21 protein-coding genes are annotated in these 26,283 nt (G+C 69.4%); 12 read left to right on the forward strand and 9 right to left on the reverse strand.

Annotated elements, in window-relative coordinates:
* Positions 1–8: 8 nt before the first annotated feature.
* Positions 9–1,655, reverse strand: coding sequence for a DUF4331 domain-containing protein (locus HET64_RS03800; protein WP_374105533.1), 1,647 nt, complete (start codon positions 1,653–1,655; stop codon positions 9–11).
* 908 nt (positions 1,656–2,563) lie between these two features.
* On the opposite strand from HET64_RS03800, the gene HET64_RS03805 reads away from it, so the two are divergent.
* Positions 2,564–3,268: a GPR1/FUN34/YaaH family transporter gene (locus HET64_RS03805; protein ID WP_215102252.1), complete on the forward strand. Its 705-nt coding sequence runs from the start codon at positions 2,564–2,566 to the stop codon at positions 3,266–3,268.
* A 240-nt stretch (positions 3,269–3,508) separates the two neighbouring features.
* On the opposite strand, the gene HET64_RS03810 is transcribed toward HET64_RS03805, so the two are convergent.
* The gene (locus HET64_RS03810) at positions 3,509–4,723 is read right to left on the reverse strand and encodes a S8 family peptidase (protein WP_215102254.1); all 1,215 of its coding nucleotides are present in this window, start codon (positions 4,721–4,723) and stop codon (positions 3,509–3,511) included.
* A 412-nt stretch (positions 4,724–5,135) separates the two neighbouring features.
* On the opposite strand from HET64_RS03810, the gene HET64_RS03815 reads away from it, so the two are divergent.
* Together HET64_RS03815 and HET64_RS03820 are read left to right on the forward strand one after the other, a co-directional pair.
* Positions 5,136–5,375: a hypothetical protein gene (locus tag HET64_RS03815; RefSeq protein WP_215102256.1), complete on the forward strand. Its 240-nt coding sequence runs from the start codon at positions 5,136–5,138 to the stop codon at positions 5,373–5,375.
* Positions 5,376–5,615: 240 nt separating this feature from the next.
* Positions 5,616–5,993: a MerR family transcriptional regulator gene (locus tag HET64_RS03820; protein WP_215102326.1), complete on the forward strand. Its 378-nt coding sequence runs from the start codon at positions 5,616–5,618 to the stop codon at positions 5,991–5,993.
* On the opposite strand, the gene HET64_RS03825 is transcribed toward HET64_RS03820, so the two are convergent.
* A complete protein-coding gene (locus tag HET64_RS03825; RefSeq protein WP_251144734.1) occupies positions 5,987–6,415 on the reverse strand; it encodes an ester cyclase in 429 nt (142 codons plus the stop codon). The two genes, HET64_RS03820 and HET64_RS03825, sit on opposite strands and share 7 nt — an antisense overlap.
* A gap of 205 nt (positions 6,416–6,620) precedes the next feature.
* Between HET64_RS03825 and HET64_RS39980 the strand changes: the two genes are divergently transcribed.
* Both HET64_RS39980 and HET64_RS03835 read left to right on the forward strand, forming a co-directional pair.
* A complete protein-coding gene (locus tag HET64_RS39980; protein ID WP_215102258.1) occupies positions 6,621–6,899 on the forward strand; it encodes a MerR family DNA-binding transcriptional regulator in 279 nt (92 codons plus the stop codon).
* Positions 6,896–7,816, forward strand: coding sequence for a hypothetical protein (locus tag HET64_RS03835; RefSeq protein ID WP_215102260.1), 921 nt, complete (start codon positions 6,896–6,898; stop codon positions 7,814–7,816). The genes HET64_RS39980 and HET64_RS03835 overlap by 4 nt, the downstream gene beginning before the upstream one ends.
* A 134-nt stretch (positions 7,817–7,950) precedes the next feature.
* Here the strand turns inward: HET64_RS03835 and HET64_RS03840 are convergent, their stop codons facing one another.
* The 5 genes from HET64_RS03840 to HET64_RS03860 form a co-directional block, all read right to left on the reverse strand.
* On the reverse strand, positions 7,951–8,811 hold the full coding sequence (locus HET64_RS03840; protein ID WP_215102262.1) for a PHB depolymerase family esterase: 861 nt from the start codon (positions 8,809–8,811) through the stop codon (positions 7,951–7,953).
* A gap of 38 nt (positions 8,812–8,849) precedes the next feature.
* On the reverse strand, positions 8,850–9,167 hold the full coding sequence (locus tag HET64_RS03845) for a DUF4387 domain-containing protein (RefSeq protein ID WP_215102264.1): 318 nt from the start codon (positions 9,165–9,167) through the stop codon (positions 8,850–8,852).
* A 5-nt stretch (positions 9,168–9,172) separates the two neighbouring features.
* Positions 9,173–10,534, reverse strand: coding sequence for an acyclic terpene utilization AtuA family protein (locus tag HET64_RS03850; protein ID WP_215102266.1), 1,362 nt, complete (start codon positions 10,532–10,534; stop codon positions 9,173–9,175).
* Positions 10,535–10,572: 38 nt separating this feature from the next.
* Entirely contained in the window at positions 10,573–11,877 is a 1,305-nt protein-coding gene (locus tag HET64_RS03855) for an MFS transporter (RefSeq protein WP_215102268.1), read from the reverse strand.
* Between the two features lie 97 nt (positions 11,878–11,974).
* A complete protein-coding gene (locus tag HET64_RS03860; RefSeq protein WP_215102270.1) occupies positions 11,975–12,667 on the reverse strand; it encodes a GntR family transcriptional regulator in 693 nt (230 codons plus the stop codon).
* A 286-nt stretch (positions 12,668–12,953) separates the two neighbouring features.
* Here HET64_RS03860 and HET64_RS03865 point away from each other — a divergent pair, with 286 nt between their 5' ends.
* From HET64_RS03865 to HET64_RS03890, 6 genes are all read left to right on the forward strand, one after another.
* Positions 12,954–15,188: an MMPL family transporter gene (locus HET64_RS03865; protein WP_215102272.1), complete on the forward strand. Its 2,235-nt coding sequence runs from the start codon at positions 12,954–12,956 to the stop codon at positions 15,186–15,188.
* 10 nt (positions 15,189–15,198) lie between these two features.
* Complete coding sequence (locus HET64_RS03870) at positions 15,199–15,900, forward strand: response regulator transcription factor (RefSeq protein WP_215102280.1); 702 nt, start codon at positions 15,199–15,201, stop codon at positions 15,898–15,900.
* On the forward strand, positions 15,897–17,369 hold the full coding sequence (locus HET64_RS03875; protein ID WP_215102282.1) for a cell wall metabolism sensor histidine kinase WalK: 1,473 nt from the start codon (positions 15,897–15,899) through the stop codon (positions 17,367–17,369). Before HET64_RS03870 ends, HET64_RS03875 begins: the two co-directional genes overlap by 4 nt.
* Before the next feature lie 208 nt (positions 17,370–17,577).
* Positions 17,578–17,931, forward strand: a complete 354-nt coding sequence (locus tag HET64_RS03880) for a hypothetical protein (RefSeq protein ID WP_215102284.1) — start codon at positions 17,578–17,580, stop codon at positions 17,929–17,931.
* Positions 17,932–18,072: 141 nt separating this feature from the next.
* Positions 18,073–20,895: a PQQ-dependent sugar dehydrogenase gene (locus HET64_RS03885; RefSeq protein ID WP_215102287.1), complete on the forward strand. Its 2,823-nt coding sequence runs from the start codon at positions 18,073–18,075 to the stop codon at positions 20,893–20,895.
* Entirely contained in the window at positions 20,892–22,682 is a 1,791-nt protein-coding gene (locus HET64_RS03890) for a ThuA domain-containing protein (protein WP_215102289.1), read from the forward strand. Before HET64_RS03885 ends, HET64_RS03890 begins: the two co-directional genes overlap by 4 nt.
* 939 nt (positions 22,683–23,621) lie before the next feature.
* Here HET64_RS03890 and HET64_RS03895 read toward each other — a convergent pair.
* Positions 23,622–25,364: a CocE/NonD family hydrolase gene (locus HET64_RS03895; protein WP_215102297.1), complete on the reverse strand. Its 1,743-nt coding sequence runs from the start codon at positions 25,362–25,364 to the stop codon at positions 23,622–23,624.
* A 118-nt stretch (positions 25,365–25,482) separates the two neighbouring features.
* Between HET64_RS03895 and HET64_RS03900 the strand changes: the two genes are divergently transcribed.
* Positions 25,483–26,121 carry a TetR/AcrR family transcriptional regulator gene (locus HET64_RS03900; protein WP_215102299.1) on the forward strand — a complete coding sequence of 213 codons (639 nt, stop codon included), beginning with the start codon at positions 25,483–25,485 and terminating at the stop codon, positions 26,119–26,121.
* The last annotated feature ends 162 nt before the right edge of the window (positions 26,122–26,283 follow it).

Consider the following 26,283-nt stretch of genomic DNA (forward strand, 5'->3'; position numbering starts at 1 on the left):
CTGCCGGTTCAGCTGTTCTTGCCGCGACGCCGGAGGCGGAAGCCGCCGACGCCGAGAAGGAGCGCGCCGACTCCGGCGAGCGCGGCGGCCTGGGTGGTCTTGGTCACCGGGCTCGCCGCGGTGTTCTCCGTCGAGGCCTGCTCGGCGCTACGGCCGGCCGCGCCGGGGCCGCGGTTCACGTTCTTGGTGTGCGGCAGCGCGACGTACGGGAACGAGGTACCGAACGGGACCTCGTTCGTGTCGACCTTGTCGCCGTCCGCGAGTTCGGGGACGAGAACACCGGTCTGGGCGGCTCCCTCGACGGCCTGGAGCGAGATGTCGACGATGTCGTCGGCGAGGCGTCGCCCGTTCGGGAAGCCGGCCAGGTCGCCCGCCAGAACTCCGAGGCGCTGGGGCCTGGCGGTGGGCGGTACCGCCATGTTGAGGCGCAGTTCCTCCGCCGGGACGATCTTCCTGAGCGTCGCGTCCTTGTTGAGGCGGTGTGCGTTCAGATCGGCCTTGATCGGACCGCAGACCTTGCAGATGCCCGTCAGATAGATCTCGGCGAGGTCGTTACGGGGCGTCGCGGGGGCGGGGATGCCGTAGACCTGCTGGATCAGCTTGGGCAGGATCGGGTCGTACACCTTGTCGACGACGGGCTGGACGGTGCGGTCCTGGCTCGGGTTGAGGGTGTTGAAGGCGTCCTTGAACTTCAGCGGGACGACGACCTCGTTGACCAGCGGGTTCCCGAGGCGGGAGACCTGCTTCCACTGCTTCGCGCCGCCCTTGCCCTTCTGGTCGCGGGAGTCGGCGACGGTGACGCCCGCGCGATCGGTGGTCGACCACACGCCGACGACCGGGTTGCGGGAGGCGTTGCCCTTGAGGGCGAGCTGCTTCTTGGGGACCTGGATGGCGATGGTGTTGACGTTGTAGCTGGCCAGGGTGTCCTGCCCCCGCTCGCTCAGGTCGCCGCCGTAGAGGAGGTCGAAGACGCGCAGGTCGGCGAAGAACGGGTCCTCGGCCTGGCCCGTGTACGTCTTGCCGCCGCCCGGCAGACCGAAGGTCGCCTGCTTCCGCAGGGCCGCGTAGTCGGGCATCGACGCCTGGCCCGTGCGGGACGGGGCCGCCGGCACGCCCGACAGGAGAGTCCGGCTCTTGCCTCCGGTCGTGACGACCAGGTCGTAGACCTGGCGGAAGTTGAGGTCCGGATCGTTCAGCGAGGTGACCTGGCCGGTGTTGTAGAGGAACTGGTTCGCGTCATCGCGGTAGCTGCTGCGGAAGCGCCAGCTGTAGGTGACATCGGCGACGCCGTCACCGCTGTTGTCGATCTTGATGTTGTAGCGCAGGTCGTCGCCGAACGCGTAGAAGCTCGGGCCGCCGTTGGGCTCCTCCATCGGGATCCAGTTGGCCACCATCGTGACGGTGTCGGCCTTGTCGGGGCTGGTGAACGCGTACACGTCGGTGTTGTCCGCCCGCGGGTCCCCGGCGATGAGTGGCGCCTCACGGTGGCTGGAGGCCGCGCTCAGACCCGGGGCGAGGGTCATCGCTCCGAGTCCCGCGGCCAGAGTGGTGGCACCGAGCACGAGCAGGGACTGGTCCAGGACGCGTCGCGAACGAGGCCTGGTCTGGGGAACCTTCACGGCATTCCTTCTGTCTGCTGACCCGCTGCCCGGCATGCGTCGGGGCATGCGGAAGCGAGGGGTGGGCTGATGGGGGGCGACGTTCGGCGCCGCAGCGGGAGATCGCGCACCGAGCGGTCTGGCAGGCAAGGGTCGATCGACGGGGCGGCTCGAAACGCGGGCCCGCCTGCACCCAAAAACTGCGCAGCCGTAGACAAGCACGCCGAAACCACGTCCCGTGCACACCCCGACCGGTTCCGCAGGGCGGCCGAGCGGTCCGCGAAGGATGAACAGGCCGGTGGGAGCGGCAATTCAGCCAAGCGAACACCCCAGGAAAATCGACGGCGACACAGTCCCCGGCCACTGGGCCGAAAGGGGCACGCCCGCCTTGTTGCAAGGCTCTCGCAATAAGGCGGGCAGGGGAATTCACTCTCCCGGCGCACCGAGCCCATCGGGAAAACACCCGCCACAGAGACCTCCGGTCACGGTGGCGGGCACCTCCATCGGCTCGACCTGGACGACGAGGGCTCGCCGGGAACGTATCCACGACCGGGAGCGCCGCGCCGCATCCGCTGGTTGTCGCTTTCAGCGCCGACGATCCGAACAGCGTTGATGCGCCGGCTGCATGAGCTCGCCGACGTTCACCGAAGTTCGGCGGACGATCGCCGAAACGCTCTCGGAAGCCGCCCGCCGCCGGCCGCCCGCCCACGCAAGACGAGAGGCCTGCGGCGGCCTCGACGAGTGGGGCCTCCACGGCGGCTGACCGCTCGCCGGCCCCTCCGGATCCGAGTCAGCAGACCGCGTCCTGCCACGAGGACCGAGACCGGCCGCGTAGGTCTCACGTGCCCGGACGCTGCGCTCGTGTCAGGAAGCTCTTGCTGGGCACCCGGGCACCTGGGCACCTGGGCACCTGGGCACCTGGGCACCCGAAACCTTGTGGAGACCACTGCACGTACGCTGCAGGCGTGCCTGATGCCACTGCTACACCTCAGCCCGCCGATCCGCTGACGACGGATGCGGTCACCCGGATCGTCCTTCGCCCGATCGCCAGCCCCCTTCCGCTGGGGTTCTTCGCGCTCGGCATGGGAAGCGCGGTCCTCTCGACCCTCCAGCTGGGATGGGTTCCACTCGCCCAGAGCGGTGTGCTGCTGCTCCTGCTCCTCATCTTCGTCGTGCCCCTGCAGTTCGTCGCCGGGCTGTTCGCCTTCGTCGCCCGGGACGCCGGAGCGGGAACGGCGCTGCTTCTCCTCAGCGCCGCCTGGGCCGGGACGAGCGTGACCTCCCTCAACTCTCCGCCCGGAGAGCCGCTCGTGGCCCAGGCGGTGTTCCTCCTGGCGCTCGTTCCCTTCGTCCTCGCGCTCGCCGGTGCGTCGGCGCAGTCCAAACCGCTCTTCGCTGTGCTGCTCTGCCTCACGGCGGTGCGCTTCGGCCTGACCGGGCTCTACGAGGCGGGCCTCGGCAGCACACTGCAGGTCGCGGCAGGGTGGACGGGCATCGGGATCGGCGCCTACGCGCTGTACAGCGGACTGGCCCTCCTGGTCGAGGACGGCAAGCAGCGCACCGTGCTCCCTCTCTTCCGTCGCGGCGCCGCCCGCACCTCCATCGAGGGCGGCCTGCGCGAACAGCTCACCGCCGCACAGCAGGAGGCCGGGGTCCGCCACCAGCTGTGACGCCGGAGCCCGGCGGCGCGTGCGCCCCGGCGAACCGCCCGGCCGCCACCGCCCGGGTGCTTGGTCGGGGCGGACCGATGATCGGCGGGGCCTCGGCACTGAACACCGCGGCGCTGAGTGCGCCGCGGCTACGGGTACGGGCGCCTCGCGGGCGCCGAACGGCTCGGGCCGGGCACGGACACAGAGAGTTCTCCGTGTCCGTGCCCGGCCGTCGAGCGCGGCGTCAGGTCGCTCCCGCGGTTACGGGACGAGCCTCAGCAGCTTGTTCGGGGAGCCCGTTCCGACGCCGGTGAGGACGTTGGAGGTCGCGCCGTTCACGAGGGCCGTGCCCACGGCGGCCGGAGAGGAGCCCGGGTGGTTCGTCAGGTAGACAGCGGCTGCGCCGGCGACGTGCGGGGCGGCGAAGGACGTCCCGTTGCCGGTGTAGGTGGCGGTGTCCGAGGTCGCCCAGCCGGCCGTGATGTCGGACCCCGGTGCGAAGAGGTCCACGAGGGGGCCGTGGTTGGAGTAGGTGGCCCGGGCGTCGGTCCTGGTCGTGGCACCGACGGTCAGTGCGGTCTCCACCCGGGCGGGTGAGAAGCCGGAGGCGGGCGCGTTCGCATTGCCGGCCGCGATCGAGTACGTCACTCCGGACGCGATCGACCGGCGCACCGCGTTGTCCAGGGTGGTGCTGGGGCCGCCGCCGAGCGAGACGTTGGCGACGGAGGAGGCGACATGGTTGGCGGTGATCCAGTCGACGCCCGCGATGACCCCGGCGGTGGTGCCGGAACCGCTGTTGTTGAGGACCCGCACGGCGACGATCTTGGCCTTCTTGGCCACGCCGTAGACGGTTCCGGCGGCGGTCGTGGCGACGTGGGTGCCGTGACCGTTGCCGTCCTGGGCGACGTTGTCGTTGTCGACGAAGTCGTAGCCGTTCGACGCCCGGCCGACGATGTCCTGGTGCGTGATGCGCACGCCGGTGTCCAGGACGTAGACGGTGGTGTTGACACCGGCGGAGTCCGGGTAGGTGAACGTGCCGTTCAGCGGCAGGTTCGGCTGGTCGATCCGGTCGAGGCCCCAGGGCGCGTTGGTCTGGGTGGCGGTCGAGTGGACCTTCTGGTTCTGCTCGACCGAGGCGACCGCCGGGTCGGCGGCGAGCCGCTTGGCTCCGGTGCTGCTGAGCTGGGCGGCGTAACCGTTCAACGCCGACGTGTAGGTGCGCTCGATCCGGCCGCCGTAGCCGGCTATCAGCTTCTTGCCCTGCGCCGCGGACACATGGAAGCCGGCCGTCTCCTTCAGGGTGACGATGTAGCTGCCGGGAATCGCCCCGGCCGCACCGGCGTGCAGGATTCTGCCCTCGGGCGCGGGAGCCGCCTGCGCCGGTAAGGCCGCACCCGCGCCGACGGCGAGTGCCAGTGTGGTGGCCGCGGCCATCGCTCCTGCGATCCGTCGCTTGGTAATGCGCGTTGCTGTCATGAAGAGGTCTCCTGGAACAGTGACGCGTCGGAGGTTCACGCGTCGGGGGATGTGGCGCCCGGGGTCCCGTGCGCCGCATCCGACGATGCCGCCGCGTGTTCCGGACGAGCAAGCGCGGACCAGGCAATGTCATGCACGTGCCACAGTATTGACCCTCCGTCAACTCCCGATACACGCAACGCAACAAGGCTGTCGTGTGGTGTCCACAGCGGCCCGATCCGACCGCCGAGTGGCAGTGGGTCCAGGTGCTGGGCCGGCGCTGCCCGAAGAAGCGCACCTGCGGCCGGTGGGGCGGGGCTGAGCCCGAACAGGTTCTCCTTGTCGGAGTATCCGCGTGCCGCATATGCCTTTGGCCGTTTCAGTGATCAGAGTGGCCCCACTGCACGTACCGATGACATGAAGGAGAACGGTCATGATGCGTCGTATCGCGATCACCCTGGCGGCTGTCGCCGCGGCCGGGTTCGTTGCCGCCGGCCCGGCTTCCGCGCAGGGGACGAACGGCTGGGACGGCCCTGCCGGCGGCGGCCACGCGGAGATCGAGGGTGGCTGGGCCAGCGGTGAGTACCGCAACCTCGGCGGCCCGTACGGGATCACCTACGTCAAGGGCCAGAAGGCCTACTTCGACGCGGAGCGCGGCTACTTCGTCCGCTGACCCCGGCGGCCGGGAGCACCTGGCCGCAGCTGTTCCAGAACGGGTGAGGGCCCGCGCCAGCACGACGGCGCGGGCCCTCACCCGTGCGATCCCGTGCGATCCCGTGCCGGAAGGGCGGCAGGGGGCTCCGCACGGCACCGAGGTACGCCATGTACGTGAAGTGCCGGTCCGACAGATCCGGTTGGCGGGCTTCAAGGGGGAGAACCGGGTCGAAGATCTACCGTCGGTGGTGTGAGCACGATGAGGATCTGCCAGCTCGCCGAGCGCCCCGGCATGCCGACGACCACCCTGCGCTTCCACGACGGCGCCGGGCCGCTACCAGCTGACCGGACCCCGGCCGGCTACCGGGTGTACGGCGAGGATGCGGGCGAGCGGCCGGCGATCATCGGCGCGGCCAAGCACCTCGGGCTGCCGCTGGAGGAAATCGGCGAGCCGCTCGGGGTGTGGGACGCGGGCGCCTGCCGGGACGTGCACGCGGACCCGCGTCGACGGCTCGCCGCCCGCCTGGCCGAGGCCGACGCGCGTGCCGCCGAGCGAGCAGCGTTCACCGCCTCCCTGCACACGGCCCTGGACCACCTGGACGCGTTGCCCGATCGCGAGCAGACGCCTGCTCAGTGACCGGCGGAGGTGGGCGAGATCTGCCGCATGAGGCTCATCAGGTCCGGTGCGACCCACTCCTCGGCGATCCGGCCGTCCTCAAAGCGGTAGACCTCGACGCTCCGGTAGCTGACCTGGCGGCCTGTTGCCTCGAACTGCTGGAACGCACCCTGGTGCGTGGCCCGGAAGTGGACCAGCACGGTCACTTTGTCGTCGACGCCGAACATGTCCTGAACGTTGATCTTCAGGTCGGGAAAGGCGTCCTTCATGATCTTCGTGCCGTGCTGCCAGGTCTCACGGCCGTGCAGCGGGTCGGGAGATCCAGGGACGTTGGCGATGAAGTTCTCGGTCAGCATCTGCGCGGCATCCTCGAACCCGCCGCTCTCCACGAGCTGGTACGCGGTGCGCAGCAAGGCCATGTTCTGCTCGACAGTGGTGGTCATTTCAGGGTCCTCTCAGAGGTTCGTCCCGCGAGCTCGGTGACCGCCCCGGGCCGGGTGACACCCAGGGAAAACCATGACGCCGCGTGAAGGTCAAATAGCCGCGGGCGCCCCCTCCGGGGCCTTCACCGGAGCTGCACCGGTTGCGCTGTCCCGCCGCGCAGGCCGCTCTTGACCTTCACGCGGCGTCATGGTTTGCACTGGGCTCATGCGCATCGGCGAGATCGCCGCGCTCCACGGGGCAACCCCGCGGGGCGTACGGCACTACCACCATCTCGGGCTGCTGCCCGAGCCCCTGCGACTCAGTGACGGATACCGCGAATGCGGCGTACGGGAGACAACCCTGCTCGCCCTGGCAGCGCGTTTCCCCGACAGGAGCGCCGGCACCCTGGCAAGCGGCATCTTCGTGGACCTCGCGCCAGCCCGGCCGGCGGCCATCACGCGTGCGAGGGAAGTCGCGGCCGAAAAGCAGGAAGGACCATCATGAAGACGCCCGAAGGCCGGCCGGCCGTTCGCCGGAGCACCGTCCCCCGCCGCGGCCCGGCCCTGCGGACGATGCGCGTCATCGCGCTGGGCTCCCAGCTCGTGCTCCTGGCCGGTCTGATCAGTGGGATGCCGATGCCGGGCGCTGTTCTGCTCGGCGGCAGGCTGCTCCTGCTGGTGCTCGTCTGTGCCGAAGCACACCACTGGCTGCGGCTGCGGCGGCACGGACTGTCCCGGCCGGAAGCGCTCAAGCAGCTCGTGCCCGAGCCCGTGCCGCGCTTTGTCATGCACGAGCTGCGGATCATGGCGAGCCTGCTCCGGTGGGTTGCCCGCCGCCCGCACGGCGTCAACGGCGCCGACGCGGTCTTCACCCACGGCCGTGACCAGGCCGCCATGATGTACAGTCTCACGTTCGCCTGCGTCATCGAGACGGTCGTCCTGTCCTTCCTGCTCGCCAACTGGCCCCTTGTTCACACCGTCTTTCTCGTCGTGGACGTCTACACCGTCCTGTTCGTCCTCGGCCTGCACGCGGCCTCCGTCACACGCCCGCACGTCCTCACCGGCGGCACACTGCGCATCCGGCAGGCAGCCGGCATCGACTTCCTCGTGCCGCTCGACCAGATCGCCTCCATCCGACGCGAGACGCTGTTCACCCATGTGAAGAAGGACAACGAGCTGAACATGCCCATCGGTTCGCAGACCTCCATCACCCTCGGACTGGCCGAACCCCTCGACGTGCCGAAGTTCCTCGGCGCCTCCCGCCCCGTACAGGTGGTCAGGCTGCACGCGGACGACCCGAAGGCTCTGTACGACGCCGTCGCGCGGGCCCGAACCACACGCGTAACGGCCTCGGGCGCACCGGAGCCGTCCTCTGCAACGGCCGGCGACACCAGCTCCTCACCGCCAGGCGCACCCGCCTGAACACCTGGTGACTGCCATGCCCCAGGAGTCCAGGATCTCCCGGTCGCACGGGCGCGGGACCGGTGCACCCCCCGCGTCTGGACCAGGGTGGTGGATCCTGCTTGCTTCTCCTCACAGACGGGGCAGTTCTCTCGTCAGCACTGCGGCCTCGCCGGCGTTTGCCGACGGCCTGCCGACGCTTCAACCTGTTCGGTCAGGAAGGAGAGCACGGTGGGGATGACGGCAAGGTCGTTGTGTCCGGCGCCGCTGACGATGTCCAGTTGCGAGGCGATGCCGTGTCGGTCCCAGTTCTCGCGGAGCTCGTTCAGGCGGTTCATGCGGCTGCCTGGTTGCTCGGCGCCTTCCCAGACCTCGACGTGGGTGTCGTGTTCCCCGATGACGAGTTGCACGGGTAGTTCCGCCATGGCTTGGGTGTCCGGAGCGACTCCGAAGAGGTCTGTGCTGTCAGCGGTGCCCCGCCACCAGGGTGTTCGGGAGTCGAGGAGGGTGGTGCGGCCCGGTGCGCCGACGGAAAGGGAGGCGAGGCGGTCGGGGTGGAGACAGAAGAAGCGGTGGGCGAACTGCCCGCCGCCGGAGAAGCCGTGAAGGTGGAAGCGATCCGTTCGGATGTGCCACCGGGCGGCAGCCTCCTTGATCATGTCGAGCAGCAGCAGGTCAGGCCGGAAGCCTGGCTCGGTGAAGAACTTGTAGCTGTCCAGGTCGTTGGGGCCGGTCAGGCCGGCGGGGAACAGCGGGGCGAGTACGACGCAGCCGTGTTCCTCCGCGAAATCGGCGAAGTGGTCTCGGACCTGGCCGACGTTGCGATGGGTCCCGTGGACTGCCACGACCAGGGGGCTGGGTTCACCGATGTTGCTGTGCCCGCGGGGCACGTAGAGGCAGTACGAGACGCGCGGGTCGACGGAGAGGGCGAACAGCGGCGTGGCCCCGGTCAGGAAGAGCTGTGCGGGATGGTCGGGCGGCAGGTGCCAGGGGGAGAGGGGACGTTCGGTGGGCATGGGTGTGGCTCCGGAGTTCGTGGGGAGGGGAGGCGCGGTCAGGGGACCGGAGGCAGTTCCCTGTCCATGAGCGGGGCGTACTGCTGGCCGGCGTAGCAGTCGGTGTCGTGGATGTCGCCCTGAACGGTGGGGCGGGGCAGGGAGACCTTTACGGCGAGTGCGCCGGGGTGGTTGACGACGAGGATCTGATCGGGATCGGTGCCGTAGAGCGATGCGAAGAGGCCCTTGTCGAGGAATCCGGTCGCCACCAGCGCGTCGTAGGCGGTGTGGTCGTGGCACATGAAATCGAACGTGAGGGTGAAGGGGCCGGCGTTCTTGGAGCGGACCAGGGAGCAGTAGTCGAGCAGGGTGGCCATGGGTACTACAGCTCCTCGGTGGTGGTCCGGAACAGTTCGGTGGGGGTGATGCCGGTGGCGACGTGGTTGAGGGTGAAGCGGTAGAGCGGGCCTCGGTCCATCTCGGGGGGTGAGTAGGGGTAGGCGAGGGTGGAGACCAGTCCGTCGTACTCGGCGATGGGCAGGTGGCTGCTGGCGTGGGCGACGAACGTGGAGATCGCGTGAGCGGTGGCTTGGTCGGGGGCGGTCACCGTGATGAGTACGCCGAGTTCGCGAGGCCGTAGCGGATCGGGTTCGGTGCCGTCGAGAACGGCACCGTCGCCATAGAGGCGGTAGTCGATGTCGATGGTGGACGGGTCTATCTCGCCGGCGAACAGGTCGAGGATCTTCGCGTCGAAGTACTGCTGGGCGAACGGCAGGAGTTTGGGCAGGGCGTCGATGACGATGCGGTCGCGGACGCCGCCGATGATGACGGTCTGGTAGCCGACGAGTTCGGCGCCTTCGAGTTTGTTCGTGTAGCCGTCCGCGGGTAGGTAGCGGGCGCCGCGGACGCGGACGGTCTGTTCGTCGACGGCTTCGTAGGTGGCGTCGGTGGTGTCCAGGACGCCCGAGGGTTCGGCGATGTGGAACGGGTCGGCGTTCTCGTACAGGGTGTGTGCGGCGACCGAGCGGGGTGTGAGCCGGGTGCCGTCGGCGAGGGTAGTGACGTCGAAGTGGTCGTCGCGCAGCGTGGCGAGCAGCCCGTTGGCGGAGGGTGGCACGGCGCAGGCGGCGCCGCACTCGATGGTCTTGGCCAGGTGCCAGGCGAGGCCGGAGTGGGCGCCGCGCAGGTGGGGCAGTGCGGCGAAGAGGGCGGTGTCGCTGGCGCGGCCGGCCAGGATGACGTCGCAGCCCTCGACCAGAGCGTCCTGGATGGGTTCGACGCCCATCATCGCCACGGTGTGGCTGCGTTCGAACAGCTCCCGGTCGATTTCGGGTGCATGGGCGAGTGGCCGGATGCGGCCGGCGTCGTAGAGGTCCTGGAGGCGGTCGGCGGGCTGGTCGGAGTAGATCAGGGCGAGCTTGAAGTGCAGGCTCTCCTCGGCGGCGATACGGCGGGTGAGGGCTGCCACCTCGTCGACGCCGACATCGCGACCGGAGGTGCCGCAGGATCCGATGATGAGCGGCACCTTCAGCTCGTCCCGGGCCTTCAGCAGGAGCCGCAGGTCACGCGCGACGGCCTGAGCCGAGAGCTTGGGTGTGCCGGAGCCGAGGGCCGCGGGGCCGGAGTCGGTGGACCCGGCGTCGCAGGCGATCACATGGGGACGGGCTGCGACGCCGCGCCGGAACGCGTCCGCGTCGAAGCCGGCGCCCAGTGCCCCGGTCGGGGCGAGAATGCGGAGTTCCATGGGGTGATGACCTTTCGGCGTGCTGGTGGTGTGCTTCCTCACGACTGGCTCCGGTGGGGAATCCGGCGGGCCAGGAGGGTGAAGACAGCGAAGGTGACCGCGGCGAAGGCGGCGGCGTTCAGCATCATGAAGCGCCAGCTGGTGAGGTCCACCGTGATGCCGAGGATCGCCGGGCCCAGGGCCATGCCGGCGGAGGAGGCGATGGTGTAGAGGGCGGTGTAGGTGCCGAGCACCTTCTGGGTGGGGGCCAGGTTCCACAGGGCGACCAGGGCGTTGACCGCGAACGAGGCGTAGCCGATGGCGCAGAGGACGGTCGAGACGACCGTCCCCGGGACCGTCGGGACGGCGAAGCCGACCAGGAGGCCGATGACGAACAGTCCGACGCCGTAGCGCATGGCGCGCAGTTGCCCCAGCCGGTCGGAGCCGTAGGCGAGGGGCAGTACACAGACCAGGAAGGCGACGGCGCCCGGCAGAGCGAGCCCGCCGGCTTCACCTCGGGTCAGCCCGAGGACCTCGGTGCCGTAGGGCGTGTTCAGCGACCGCAACGCGGTCCACATGCCCGCGAAGCAGAAGATGCCGATCATCAGCAGCACCGTGGGGCTGGAAGGCGTGCGTACCGCGTCCTTCAGGACCGCCCAGGGAGAGGTGAACTCCGGTGCGTCCTTCTGGCCCTCGGTGGGCTGTTCGGGCAGAACGGCCTGCTGGTGACGGCGGCCGAGGAACATCCAGGAGAAGCCGAGCATGACCAACATCAGGGCCGGAGGGATCGCGAACGCCAGGTGCAGGCTGCGGTCCACGACCAGCAGGCTGATCAGGGACGAGACGATGATGGTCAGGCTGACGCCGGCCTTGATGAACCCCTGCGCCTTGCTGCGGCTGCCCGTGGGGACGTAGTCGGATATCAGTGTTTCGGTGACGCCTTTGAAAGCGTTGGCGACCAGGGCGAACCCGACGACGCACACCATCAGGACGGGAAGACTGTCCGCCCAGGGGATGAGCACGAACGGGACCGTGGCGATCACGGCGCCGAGCAGCACGATCGGCCACCGCCCCGCCTTGCGGCGGACGAGCTTGTCGGAGAGGAACCCGACGGACGGCTGGGTGAAGATGCCCAAGGAATGGTCCAGCCCCATGATCAGGCCGATGACGCCCGCCGAGGTGACGTACTGGCGCAGTTGCTCGGGAACCTGGGCGTCGTAGAAATTCCAGACCGCTTCCTGGGCGAAGACCGCCAGGGTGACCCACAGCACCGCGCTCGCGTTCATCCGCCGTCCGGGGGCGGGTGTCGACGACGCGAGGGTGGATGTCCCGTCCGAAGTGGTCGCAGCAGGTTGATGCAGCATGGCGGCTCCTTGCCATATGCTATAGCAAAAGGGGGGTGCGTCGGCTGTCGCGGTGACCCAATGAGCGGCAGCCGGATGCGGATGCGGACGCGTTCGATCAGCTGCTGGAGAGCTGGTTCAGTGCCTCGCGGTGATGATGCGCGGCGAGCATCTCGGCCCGTTCCTCGTCACGGTCGAGGAGGGCGTCGAGCAGGCTGCGGTGTTCGCGGAACCTCCGGCGGAAAGCCTCGGCTCGTTCCGGAGCGAGCTTGATCGTCAGATCGAGACGCTCCTCGTCACTGAACGCGCGGGCCTGCTGAAGAAGGCCCTCAAGCACGGGATTGCCGACTGATGCCTCCACCTGGTGGTGGAAGCGCCGCAGCAGGCGGTGGACGGCTGCCAGCCTGTCGGTCGCGTCGGCCCGTGCCCCGCGTTCGGCCAGATCCCGCTCGATCTCGCCGACCACGGCATCGGCCTGATCCAGCACCTCGGCCAGGTCGGCGAGCTGGGCGTCAGTGGCGTTCCGGGCGGCCAGGCGGGCCATGAGGGCCGACAGCCGGACCTCGGCCTCCACGATCTCCGAAAGCGCGGAATCCGAGTGATCCGCGATCCGCAGCGCCCGGGTCCCGACCCGCTCCACCACCTTCTCGTGCACCAGCTGACGCAGCGCTTCCCGCACCGGGGTGGGGCTGACACCGAGACGGGTGGCGAGATCACGTTCGGTGATCTTCTCTCCCGGCCGCAGGGAGCCCTCCCGAACCGCATCGCGAAGCCGCCGGTAAGCCTGGTCGGCCAACGACGTCGTCTCCATGGGGCTGAGGGCATCGGTGCTCATGTCTGCAACATTGCCGCCGCTATAGCAAAGAGTCAATAGGTGGGTTACCGGCAGATGTCTGCGGCATTGCCGAGCGTCGGTTGGACCTGTGCCCACCACCCGGCTCGGCCATACCTCCCCGGTGCGTTCGGCCACACGAGGCAGCAGTCGTCACGAGGCGAGACCGTCAAGGAATCGTCAGGTGCAGGGAGGTGGTGCCGTCAAGAAGCGCGGCTGTCATGGGGGCTTCGCCGATACCTCTTGACGGAAATGAGCTGTAAGCATGGCTGTGCTGCTTCATCGATGGGGGGTGTTCGCGGTTCGCCGCTGCCGTACGGTCCTGACCGTGTGGCTGTTCGTCGTCGCCGCGACCGCCGTGCTCGGGATCACTTTCGCGGGAAGCTTCGATTCCAGGTCGGACATCCCCGGGTCGGCTGCGCAAAGCGCTCTGGAGAAGATGGACCATCACTTCGGGGCCTCCGACCGGCAGAGCGCGGAGATCGTCTTCGAGGCGCCCTCTGGCACCTCGTTCGAGGATCCGGGCAATGCCGCCGCGTTGAAGCGGACCCTGTCCGCCGCGGCCACCGTCCCCGGCGTCACCTCGGTCAGTGATCCGATGCGCAGCCAGACCGTGACACCGGACGGGAAGACCGCTGTCGCCCGGGTCGAGTTCTCGGTGGCCAAGGACCAGGACGTCGCTGAGGACGACTTGAACGCGTTGAAGGACACGGCTGCCGGCAGCCGCGCCGCGGGCGTCGAGGTGCTCTTCGGAGGTGACGCGTACAAGGAGTCGAGCCCTCCGGTCGGACCGATGGAAGGGGTCGGGGTACTGGTCGCGCTCGCGGTTCTGGCGATCACCTTCGGCTCCATGCTGTCCGCAGGCATGCCTTTGCTCACGGCCCTGATCTCGGTCGTAGCGAGCATGACAGGGCTGATGGGTCTGTCCGCGGTCCTGAGCGTTTCGGACAAGGCACCGACGCTGGCGATCATGCTGGGTCTCGCGGTCGGAATCGACTACGCCCTGTTCATCGTCTCGCGCCACCGTGCGGAGCTGGTGCAGGGCCGCAGCGTGCAGGACGCGGTTGCCCACGCGACCGCGACCGCCGGCAGCGCTGTGGCATTCGCCGGGATGACCGTGATCATCGCTCTGGCCGGACTGACGGTGGCCGGTGTTCCGGTGCTCACTTCGATGGGCCTGAGCGCCGCCGCGGCAGTTGCCGTCGCGGTCGTGATGTCGCTGGGACTCCTGCCCTCCCTGCTGGCGCTCGCCGGGGAGCGGCTGCGTCCCGAGCCCGGCTCACGTGGCGCCGTACGTATGCGCGATGCCGCGGATCCCACCGGCAAGCCGTCGATGGGGGCTCGCTGGGTCGCGGCGGTCGTGCGTCGTCCGTGGCGGGCGCTCATCACCGTCACTCTGGCCCTTGCCGCGCTCGGTATGCCTGCCACACAGCTCCAGCTCGCCCTGAGCGACGACGGCAGCGAACCGACCTCGACCGCCGTGCGGCAGACCTACGACAAGATCGGTGACGCCTTCGGTCCCGGAGCCAACGGTCCCCTCGTGGTGTTGGTGACCGACGCGCCGCCGGGCGCTCTGAAGACCGCCGGCCAGCAGGTCGCTCGGAATCTGGCCGGGGTCCAGGGCATCGCGCGGGTCAGTCCCGTCGACTACTCCGGTGACGGAGCTGCCGCGCGGATCCAGGTCACCCCGGACACCGGGCCCCGTGATCCACAGACCAGCGAACTCGTCACGGCACTCCAGGACCGTGTCAGCCCTCTGGCGGAACAGAGCGGCAGCAGCATCGCGGTCACCGGCCGGACCGCAGTCAGCATCGAGGTCTCCGACAAGCTCAGTGGCGCTCTGCTGCCCTTCGCCCTGGTGGTCGTCGGGCTTTCGTTGCTGCTGCTGATGGCCGCGTTCCGGTCCATCGCCATCCCGGTCAAGGCGACGTTCGGCTTCCTGCTGTCGGTCGGCGTCTCCTTCGGCGCGATCGTCGCGGTCTTCCAGTGGGGGTGGCTCGCGGGCACCCTCGGCGTCCCTTCGACGGGGCCGGTCGCCAGTTTCGTGCCCATCATCGTGATGGCCGTCCTCTTCGGCCTGGCCATGGACTACGAGGTCTTCCTCGTCTCCGCCATACGCGAGGAGTACGTCCGGACGAGGCGTCCTCACACCTCCGTCATCGGGGGTGCCAGGCACGCGGGCCGGGTGGTGACCGCGGCCGCACTGATCATGGTGGCCGTCTTCGCGAGCTTCCTCTTCAGCCACGATCCGGCGATCATGCCGATCGCTCTGGCACTGGCGGTCGGCGTCCTTGTCGACGCGTTCGCCGTCCGCCTGACACTGGTCCCGGCGGTACTGTCGCTGCTGGGCCACGGCGCGTGGAGGCTGCCGCGCTTCCTGGACAAGTGGCTGCCCGACCTGGATGTTGAAGGCGCGCGCCTGGAGGACAAGGAAGCCGGGCGCGCGGACTCACCTGCGACCGAACCCGCTCCCGTGACGTATCTTCCCGCCCCGAAGTAGGACACCCTTCATGAACTCCCCGGACACGGTTCTCGTTGTCGATGACGATGCCGGTATCCGCGAGCTGATGGCCTCGGCCCTGCGCTTCGCCGGATTCGAGGTCCATCTCGCGGGCGACGTACCGCAGGCTCTCGACCAGCTCTCCCGGCACACGCCCGACGTGATCGTCCTCGACGTGGGTCTGCCCGGGGGCGGTGACGGCTTCGACGTCCTGCAGCTGATCCGTTCCCGAGGCAACACGGTGCCGGTGCTGTTCCTGACCTCCCGGGACGCCGTCGAGGACCGTGTCCGGGGACTTCGGCTCGGCGGTGACGACTACGTCACCAAGCCCTTCAGCGTCGTCGAGGTCGGCGCCCGGCTCCATGCCCTGATCCGCCGGGCGCGTGGCAGCGCGGGCGCCGTCGACGACGGCGTCCTGCGCTACGCCGATCTCGAACTCGACGAGCGGCGCCACACCGTACAGCGCGGCGGTGACCGGGTCGACCTGTCGCCCACCGAGTTCCGGCTCCTGCGCTTCCTGCTCTCCCACCCCGGGCACGTCATGACCCGGTCCCAGATCCTCGAAGCGGTCTGGCAGTACGACTTCGGCGGGGACTCCGTCGTGGTGGAGCGCTTCGTGTCCAACCTGCGCCGCAAAATCGACCACGGCCGGGAACCACTGCTGCACACCGTCCGTGGCATCGGCTACAGCCTCCGCCGCCCCACCTCATGAACGCGCGTACCTGGGTTTCCGCCGTCACGCCCCACCGGCTGACCACCATCCGCGGGCGCCTCCTGATCGGCGTCCTCGTGCTGCTGGCCGCCGGCCTCGTCGGGAACTCGATCGCCGGCGCCGTGACCCTGCGCACGTATCTCCACCACCGGGCCGAGGCGACGCTGCGCGAATCCGGCGACCGGGTCCACCAAGCCCTGGAGGAGCGCCCGCAGACCGTCGACGGCGATCAGCTTGCCACCCTGGTCGAGCCCCTCATGGGCATCACCGTCATCGACGCCTCCGGCAAGATCGCCGAACAGGTCGGGGCGGGCGTGCCCCGGGCGATCAACGGCCTGACCGAGGACCGTCTCGACCAGGTCCTGACCTTCGACGGCGCGACATCGGTGCCCGACCTGCTCGCGCTGCGGATCCCCACAGCCGGACTGACCATCACCACCTCGCACCAGGTGGTGGAAGCCTCCGCCGTCATCCTCACCATGCGCACCGACATCGACCGGGTCACCGTTGCCGACTTCATCTCCGGGCAGGCAACCAGCGTCGGCATCACCCTCGTACTGGCCTTCGCCGTCGCACTGCTCATTCTCAGGATCGGCCTGCGCCCACTGGGGACGATGGCCGACACAGCTGACGACATCGCATCCGGCGCCCGCAGTGAACGTCTGCCCGTCCACGGGTCACACACGGAGACCGACCGGCTCGCCATCGCCGTCAACGACGCTTTCGACGCCCAAGCCCGCGCCGAGACCCAGATCCGCGACTTCGCCGCCGACGCCTCCCACGAACTGCGCACCCCGCTGGCCACGATCTCCGGCTGGCTCGACCTCTACAACCAGGGCGGTCTCAGCGCTCCCGCCGACCTGAACAGAGCCCTGGAACGGGTCGACGGTGAGGTCGGCAGAATGCGTCTTCTCGTCGAGGAGCTCTCCCTGCTCGCCCGCCTCGACGCCGGACGCCCCCTGGACTCCCAGCCGGTCGACCTCCAGCGCCTGGCCACCGCCGTCGTCCAGGACGCACAGGTGGTAGCACCCGACCGCGCCATCGACCTGTACGCTCCCGAACCCGCCGGCGTGCACGGAGACCAACCCCGGCTTCAACAGGTCCTGAACAACCTCCTCGGCAACGCGATCCAGCACACCCCACCCGGCACCACGATCACCGTCACTGTCCAACCGACGGCAACCCACGTCACGATTCGGGTAACAGACCACGGCCCAGGCATCCCTCCCGGAGACCTCACGCGCGTCTTCGACCGATTCTGGCGGGCAGACACCAGCCGCAGCCGCGCCAATGGCGGTTCCGGACTCGGTCTCGCCATCGTCCAGGCCATCGTCCACGCCCACCACGGAACCGTGCGCGTCGCCTCCGCCCCCGGAACAGGAACCACCGTCACCGTCACCCTCCCCGCCCAACGCGAACAGGCCGCACCACCGGCGCCACTCACCGCGGACCTGCCCGACACGCCCTGACAGAAGGGCAGACGGCGACGTACCGAAGAGATCGCCGGAGCCGCGCCCCGGGGACACGAGAGCCCATCACGCTCGGCGGCATCACAGCGGCTCGGAGACCGTGGAAGCTCACCCCTTCCCCCGGCCTCCTGTGGAGAACACGGCGAAGAGGTCCGTCACACGGTGGGTGCAGACGTCCACCGCCTCACGGATGAGCCGGTGCGAGAAGGTGGAGCGCGTCAACGCGGTTCGTTCCGAAGCCTTCGCCGGCGGGGTGGCCACCACGTTTGGAGAGGTGATCACCGGATCCACCTCACCGGTGGCACCGGTGTTCACCGCCGGCGCGTCGCTGCCGCTGGTCGTCACCCCCGTCATGCCGACGCGTGGTGCCACCGAGGAGTCGCTCGTCGTCCTTTCGGCAGAACCGCTGCGCTGGGCCGGACCGGAAGAGGGCCTGAAGGGAGCCTTCGAGCAGGAAGTGAGCTTCCTGACAACGGAGTTGGGGAGGGGGGTCGGACGGGGACACTTTGTCCCCCCAGAGAATAAAGTTCCGGCCTGGCACGTCAAAAGGGTTTCTGGCTGATGAAAAAGCCATTACCTTCCTGACCTGTACCGGACAGCAAGGACGCGTGTGCCTCCCTCCCTCCCGGGCGCCCGCGTCTCCCGGCGCGACGGCGCGCGCCTGTGCGAGACCCTCAGCCCCGTTGACCCACGGAGGATGCGCGTGCACAGGAGACTCACCCGGCCCCTCGCGGCGATCGCCAGTACTCTGCTCGCCGCCGCGGGCGCCCTCACCGTTCAGCAGAACCAAGCCGAAGCCGCCCCCGCGGCACCGGAGTTCCAGCAGGTCACCCTCGCCAAGGGGGTGGCCGAGACCGGCGAGCCGATGACGCTCGCCGTCCTGCCCGACCGGTCCGTCCTGCACACCTCGCGGGACGGCACGCTGCGTCGCACCGACGCGGCCGGCACCACCAAGGTCGCCGGCAAACTGGACGTCTACTCACATGACGAGGAGGGCCTCCAGGGCGTCGGAGTCGACCCCGGCTTCACTGCCAACCGCTTCGTCTACCTCTACTACGCCCCGAAGCTGAACACCCCCGCCGGCGACGCCCCCGCGACCGGCTCGGCTGCCGACTTCGCCCCCTTCAACGGCGTCAACCGGCTCTCCCGATTCGTCCTCAGAACGGACGGCACTCTGGACACCGCCAGCGAGAAACAGGTCCTGGACGTCCCCGCCAGCCGCGGTCTCTGCTGCCACGTCGGCGGCGACATCGACTTCGACGCGCAGGGCAACCTGTACCTCTCCACCGGTGACGACAGCAACCCCTTCGCCTCCGACGGCTACACCCCCATCGACGAGCGGGCGAACCGCAACCCCGCCTACGACGCCCAGCGTTCGTCGGGCAACACCAACGACCTGCGCGGCAAGGTGCTCCGGATCAAGGTCAACGCCGACGGAGGCTACTCCGTTCCGGCGGGCAACCTCTTCGCTCCCGGCACCGCGAAGACCCGGCCCGAGATCTACGCCATGGGCTTCCGCAACCCCTTCCGGATGAGCGTCGACAAGCCCACCGGCACGGTCTACCTGGGGGACTACGGCCCCGACGCCGGCACCGCGAGCGCCACCCGCGGGCCCGCCGGCCAGGTCGAGTTCAACCGGATCAGCAAGGCGGGCAACTACGGCTGGCCCTACTGCACCGGCAAGAACAACGCGTACGTCGACTACAACTTCGCGAACTCGACGTCCGGCTCCGCCTTCTCCTGCTCGGCGCCGAAGAACACCTCGCCGAACAACACCGGCCTGACCGACCTTCCCGCGGCCCAGCCCGCCTGGGTCCCGTACGACGGCGGCTCGGTCCCGGAATTCGGCAGCGGCTCCGAGTCCCCCATGGGCGGTCCGGTCTACCGCTACGACGCGGCCTCGACCTCCCCGGTCAAATTCCCCGAGAGCTTCGACGGGGACTTCTTCGCGGGTGAGTTCGGCCGCAAGTGGATCAAGCGCATCGAGCAGTCCGGCGACGGCACCGTGCAGTCCATCAACGCCTTCCCGTGGCAGGGCACCCAGGTCATGGACATGGCCTTCGGACCCGACGGAGCGCTGTACGTGCTCGACTACGGGACCGGCTACTTCAACGGGGACGCGAACAGCGCGGTCTACCGCATCGAGAACGTCTCCGGCGGGCGCTCTCCGATCGCCGAGGCCAAGGCCGACCGCACCTCGGGCCAGGCCCCGCTCGCCGTGCGGTTCTCCTCGGCGGGAACCTCCGACCCCGACGGCGATCCGCTGACCTACGCCTGGAAGTTCGGTGACGGCGGTACCTCGACAGCGGCCAGCCCCACGCACACCTACACCGCCAACGGCCAGTACACCGCGGAGCTGACCGTCTCCGACGGCACCGGCCTGACCGCGACCGCCTCCGTCACCGTGACCGTGGGCAACACCGCACCCACCGTGAAGCTGGAACTGCCCGTCGACGGCCGGATCATCGACCCGGGCGCCGCGGTTCCGTTCAAGGTGACCGTCACCGACCCGGAGGACGGCGCCATCGACTGCTCCAAGGTCAAGGTCACCTTCATCATCGGGCACGACAGCCACGGCCACCCGCAGACCTCGGCGAACGGCTGCTCCGGCACCGTACAGACCATCGCCGACGGCGAGCACGACCCCAACGCCAACATCTTCGGCGTCTGGGACGCCGAGTACACCGACAAGGGCGCGGGCGGGCAGCCCGCCCTGACCACGCACGACGAGCACATCAGCCAGCCGAGCCATCGTCAGGCCGAGCACTACGGAGGCTCCGCCGGGGTGACGGTCGTCGACCACGCCGGGGCCCGGGGCGGCAAGACCGTGGGCAACATCGAGAACGGCGACTGGATCTCCTTCGCGCCGTATGCCCTCGACAACGCCACCAGGCTGACCGCCCGCGTCTCCTCCGCCGGAGCCGGCGGCACGCTGGAGGTGCGCGCCGGATCGCCCACCGGCACACTGCTCGGTTCCGTGGCCGTCCCCGTCACGGGAGGCTGGGAGACGTTCCAGGACGTCTCCACCAACCTGACCGACCGCCCGGCCGGCACCACCACGCTGCACCTCGTCTTCAAGGGCGGCGGCGGAGCCCTCTTCGACGTGGACGAGTTCACCGTCGCCACCTCCGGCTCCACGGGGCCGAGGGAGGGTGCTGTCACCGGTATCGGTGGCAAGTGTGTGGATGTGGCGGGTGGTGCGTCTGCGGACGGGACGCAGGTTCAGCTGTTCACGTGCAACCAGTCGGCTGCCCAGAAGTGGACGGTCGGCACGGACAGTACGCTGCGGGCCCTCGGCAAGTGCCTGGACATCAGTGGTGCCGGTACGGCGAACGGCACCAAGGTCCAGCTGTACGGGTGCAACAACACCGGTGCCCAGAAGTGGGCCGCGCAGGCGGACGGGACCCTGCGGAACCCGGTCTCCGGCAAGTGCCTGGACGCGGAAGGCGTCTCCTCCGCCGACCGCACCAGGCTGCACCTGTGGACCTGCGGCACCGGCGCCAACCAGAAGTGGATCCTGCCATGAGCCGACGACCGGTCCGGCCTCTCGGACGCCTCGCCTGCTGGGCCGCCTGCGGCCTGCTCGCGGCCGCCGCCCTTCCCGCCGCCGTCTCCACGGCGGCAGCCCCCGACACTCTCGTACGCGTCACGGACGCCCCTGGCACCCCCGCCCGCATGGCGGCCGCCGCCGACCCCGCGTACGACGTGCTGGTCTTCTCCAAGACCGCCGGATTCCGCCACTCCTCCATCGACGAAGGCGTCACCGCCCTGCGCGAGCTGGGCGCCACCAACAACTTCACCGTCACCGCCACCGAGGACGCCGCCGCCTTCACCCCGTCGAACCTCGCCGGATACGAGGCCGTCGTCTTCCTCTCCACCACCGGCGACGTCCTCAACACCACCCAACAGGACGCCTTCGAGGGGTACATCGAGGCGGGCGGCGGCTACGTCGGCATCCACGCGGCGGCCGACACCGAGTACGACTGGGCCTGGTACGGCGGTCTGGCCGGGGCGTTGTTCAAGTCCCACCCGCAGATCCAGCCGGCCACCGTCAAGGTGGAGGACCGCGCCCACGACGCCACCGCCCACCTCGGCCCGAGCTGGCAGCGGACCGACGAGTGGTACGACTACCGCACCAACCCGCGCACCACCGCGCACGTCCTGGCCTCGCTCGACGAGTCCACCTACAGCGGCGGCACCATGGGCGCCGACCACCCCATCGCCTGGTGCAAGGACTACGAAGGAGGGCGCGCCTTCTACACCGGCGGTGGCCACACCGAGGGCTCGTACACCGACCCCGCCTTCCGCCGGCACCTGCTCGGCGGCATCCGCTGGGCCGCGGAGCTGACGGAGGCCGACTGCCGCCCGGAGACCGGCTACACCACGCTCTTCGGCTCCTCGGGCACCACCGGCTGGAAGCAGGCCGGCCCCGGATCCTTCGCCCACGCGAACGCCACCCTCACCTCCCAGGGCGGCCTTGGTCTGTACTGGTACCAGGCCGAGGAGTACCGGTCGTACTCCCTCAAGCTCGACTGGCGTCAGAGCGGGGACGACAACAGCGGTGTCTTCGTGGGCTTCCCGGCCTCCGACGACCCGTGGTCGGCCGTCGATAACGGCTACGAGATCCAGATCGACGCCACCGACGCCCCCGACCGCACCACCGGCTCCGTCTACGGCTTCAAGTCCGCCGACCTCGCCGTCCGTGACGCGGCACTGAACCCGCCGGGGGAGTGGAACACCTACGAGATCCGGGTCGAGGGCGAGCGCCTCCAGCTCTTCCTCAACGGCCGCAAGATCAACAACTTCACCAACACCGACCCCGCCCGCAGCCTCCAGCAGGGTCACATCGGCCTGCAGAACCACGGCGACGGCGACGACGTGTCCTTCCGGAACGTCCGGATCAAGGAACTCGGCGGCTCCACGGGGCCGAGGGAGGGTGCTGTCACCGGTATCGGTGGCAAGTGCGTGGATGTGGCGGGTGGTGCGTCTGCGGACGGGACGCAGGTTCAGCTGTTCACGTGCAATCAGTCGGCTGCCCAGAAGTGGACGGTCGGCACGGACAGTACGCTGCGGGCGCTCGGCAAGTGCCTGGACATCAGTGGTGCCGGTACGGCGAACGGCACCAAGGTCCAGCTGTACGGGTGCAACAACACCGGTGCCCAGAAGTGGGCCGCGCAGGCGGACGGGACCCTGCGGAACCCGGTCTCCGGCAAGTGCCTGGACGCGGAGGGTGTCTCCTCCGCCGACCGCACCAGGCTGCACCTGTGGACCTGCGGCACCGGCGCCAACCAGAAATGGGTCCTCCCCGGCTGAGTGACCCTCTCGACACCGTCATCGGCGCGGAGGGCGCCGGTGACGGGACCGGCCGCTCCCACCGGGCCGGTGACGGCGGCGGGGCGCGACGCCGAAGCGCCCCGCCGCCGTCCCCCGTCGGCCCCGTCGCCAGGAAGCGGGCCCGTCGGGGCGCGCCTCCTGTCCGACGGTACGGTCGTGGGACGGGTACTGATCCAGTTCGGGGACACCGATGACGGGTTCACATCGAGCCTGACGGTGTACAAGCCCGAAGCGTGTTCGAGGACTTCCCGGGGACACGCTTCGGGCACGTAGACCGTCAGGTGCGCTGTGAATCCGTCGGCGGCGTCGCCGAACTGGGTCAGCGCGCGCCCGACGACTGTGCCGTCGGAGAGGAAGAGGTGGGAGGACATCTTGTGCGGAGACTCGGCCTGGGGGAGGAGCCCGTCCGCCTCGACGGCCCACGCCATCGCGTCCGTTCCCCAGCCGCCCATGAAGAAGGAACAGACGTGCGGCCCGATGTTCTCCCCCACGTTGAACGATCCGTTCGCCTCGGGGACCATGACGTAGTGCTCGGGAGGGGCGTCGAGAAGTGCGCTCTCGTCGGCTGCGAAGGCCTTGTCCATCCAGGCCAGGAACTCGCCCGAGGTGAGACCCCGTGCCGTGAGGACCGTCGTGCCCGGGGTGAAGCGGCCGTCCGAGGCGATGGCGCTCTCCCGCAGGAATGCGTTGTCCTCGTCGATGTCCGCCGCCAGGAGATAGAGCAGCCCTTGGCGTCCACGCCGCGCCCGGAAGCGCTTCAGGGAGCGGCGGGCGTAGAACAGCTCGTGGTCGTCGATGCTTCCGGCGCCGGTGGGACCTGACTGGAGGGTCACGGTCACGGCACGGCCGGGCACGCCGCACCGGGCCGGGCGGGCGCCCCGTACGCAGAGCGCCCCGCACGTGGGCGGGGCGCTTCGGTTACGCGGGCTTGACCGGCAGCTGGAGGTACGAGGCCCGGTCGCCTCCGGTGTGGACGATGTGGCGACCGCCGTGGGGAGTGGTGTACTCGCGGTTTCCGGGCATCATCGTGCCCAGGAGGGACCGGCTGCTGACGACGAGGCGCAGCTGCTCGCCCGGGTGGAAGGTGAGCCCCACCGGGAGCAGGTCGATCTCGACGTCCACGATCTCGCCGGGGGAGAGCTTTTCGACCCGGTCGAAGCTGTGGGCGGGGACGTCCTCGGTCGACAGCTTCTCGTCCAGGTGGCGCATCGAGACGCGCAGCCGTCCGTCCGCCCCCTTGTACCGCAGGATCGAGGCGCCGTGCTCGGTGATGTCATGCACCCGCGCGTTGTGGTTGGGCACGGTGAAGGCCTGGAGCGGCGTGCCGTACGCGTCGAGCTTCTGGACGAGGAGGAACAGGTCCATGTCGTCCGCACCCTCCGCCTCGACCCACAGATGGGCCTTCGGGTAACCGACCAGCACGGTCTCCTGGGCGAAGCGCGTCACGAACGACACCTGACCCGGGGTGGATTCGACGGCGTAGTCCGCCGTCGCCGCCACGCCAGGTGCTTCGGTCGCCATGCCCCGTGAGAGCCCGTCGAGGTAGTACTTCACCGGGGTGACGTCCGCCGGCGGGAACTGGTCCGCCGGGACGTTGACCTGGTCGCCGCCCTGGAGGTCGAGGAGGGAGTAGCGCACGCGGGGCGTCCGCTCCCATCCGTTGTCATCGTCCTTGAGGAAGCGGTCGAAGAACCGGCGCAGGTCCTCCGTGTTCTCCGCGTCGTAGTAGTCGGGCCATTCCTGGCTGTTGTGGACACGCAGCCACTTGTCCTCGGACGCCATCCGGCGCCAGGCACGGAAGGTGCCCGCGGTGTGCAAGGTGTTGGAGTAACTGGCGACGACGTAGGCGGGCACGTCGATCCTCTCGAACTGCGGGATCTTGTTCTCCCACAGCTCGTTCATCAGGGGGTACCGCTCGGCTTCGGCGAGGATGTCCTCCCGTCGGCCCTTGCCCCAGTAGCTGTTGTTCTGGAGCTGCTCGGCGAACCCGGTGTCCGGCAGACCGCCGCGCATCACCAGGTCACGGTAGACGTCGCTCACGCCTTCCCAGGGGTTGATCGCCGCCAGGTGCGGGGGCTGTTCGGCCGCGGTGAACCACTGGGAGACCGCGAGGTAGGAGGTGCCGCTCATCGCTACCTTGCCGGTGCACCAGTCCTGTACGCCCAGCCACTCGATCAGGTCGTAGCAGTCCCGGCCCTCCTGCCGGTCCCACACGACACTGTCGCCCTCCGAGTCCACCACGCCCCGGATGTCGGGGTTGCAGATCGCGTAGCCCTGCGCGCACCAGTACGCCGGGTCCGGCCCCTCGAACTTCGCAAGCCCCGAGACGACCCCGTTGTCGAGCCCGACCATGCCGAAGATGCCCATCACGCTGGCGGAGGTCCCCTGACCCTTCCCGTACGGGCTCCACGCCACGATGACCGGCACCCGCTCGGACCCGGCGGGCCGGAAGAGGTCCACGTGGATCGTCACGCCATCACGCAGGGTGACCGCCACGTCCTTCTCGAACGCGATGTCGACAGGCAGCGGCTTGAACGGCGGGGCGATCTGGAAACCCGCCTCAAGGGTCCGGGTGCCGGGCTCGAAGCCGCTCAGGATTCCGTACCTGGGCCCCGGCTCCAGGGGCTGGGAGTGCGTGAATACCTTCTGGATGTCACTCATGGTGAGCTCCTCGCATGTCTCCGTCCGCAGGCGGTTTCTGCCGACGAACCGAGCGTACGTCTGCGAATCGGGAAACTCAACACGTGTTGAGATAGTGATCGGGCGGTAGTTTTGGGCCATGACCGCTCACACGAATCCGACCACCGCCCGTCGCGGACGGCGACCGGGGACGAACTCGACGCGGCAGGCGATCCTCGCCGCGGCCCGCGCGCGATTCGCGACCGACGGCTTCACCGCGACCACGATCCGCCGGGTTGCGGCCGACGCCGGGGTGGACGCGTCGCTGGTGATGCAGTTCTTCCGCTCGAAGAACGAGCTGTTCGCCGCCGTCATGTCGGTTCCCGCGGACGCGCTGACACGCTTCAGCGCCGCGTTCGAGGGCGAGGAGAACGGCCTGGGGGAACGCGTCGTCCGCGCCTTCTTCGATGTGTGGGAGCAGGACGTACGGAGCTCGGAGCCGCTCATGGCGATGCTCCGCGGCGCCATCGCCAACGACGGGGCGAACGGCCAACTCCGTGAGTTCCTCCAGGAACGACTGCTCGTGGACGCTCTCGCGTCGCGTTCCCCGGACGACGACGTGGCGCTCCGGGTGGGGATCGTGTCGTCGATGCTCGTCGGGCTCGTGGTGGGACGGGGGGTCGTCGGCGTTCCCACCCTCAGCGAGGCGGAGCGCGAGAGGCTGATCACGCTCGTCGGGCCCGCCGTGCAGAGTGTTCTGATCCCGGTGCCGCGAGCCGGAGACGGGGCGGCCCGATGACGATCATCGACGGCCGCATCCACGCCGAAGGGCGTCGCATCGCGTGCCCGCCTGACCTGCGGGAAGCCGCGGATGGGCTGGAGCGGTCGGGTGGTGTCGCCTGGATCGGACTGATGGACCCCGGCCCCGCTGGGATCGAGGCCACCGCGGCCCGTTTCGGGC

Origin of the sequence: Streptomyces sp. McG3 (assembly GCF_018619185.1) — a bacterium.
Taxonomy (GTDB): Bacteria; Actinomycetota; Actinomycetes; order Streptomycetales; family Streptomycetaceae; genus Streptomyces.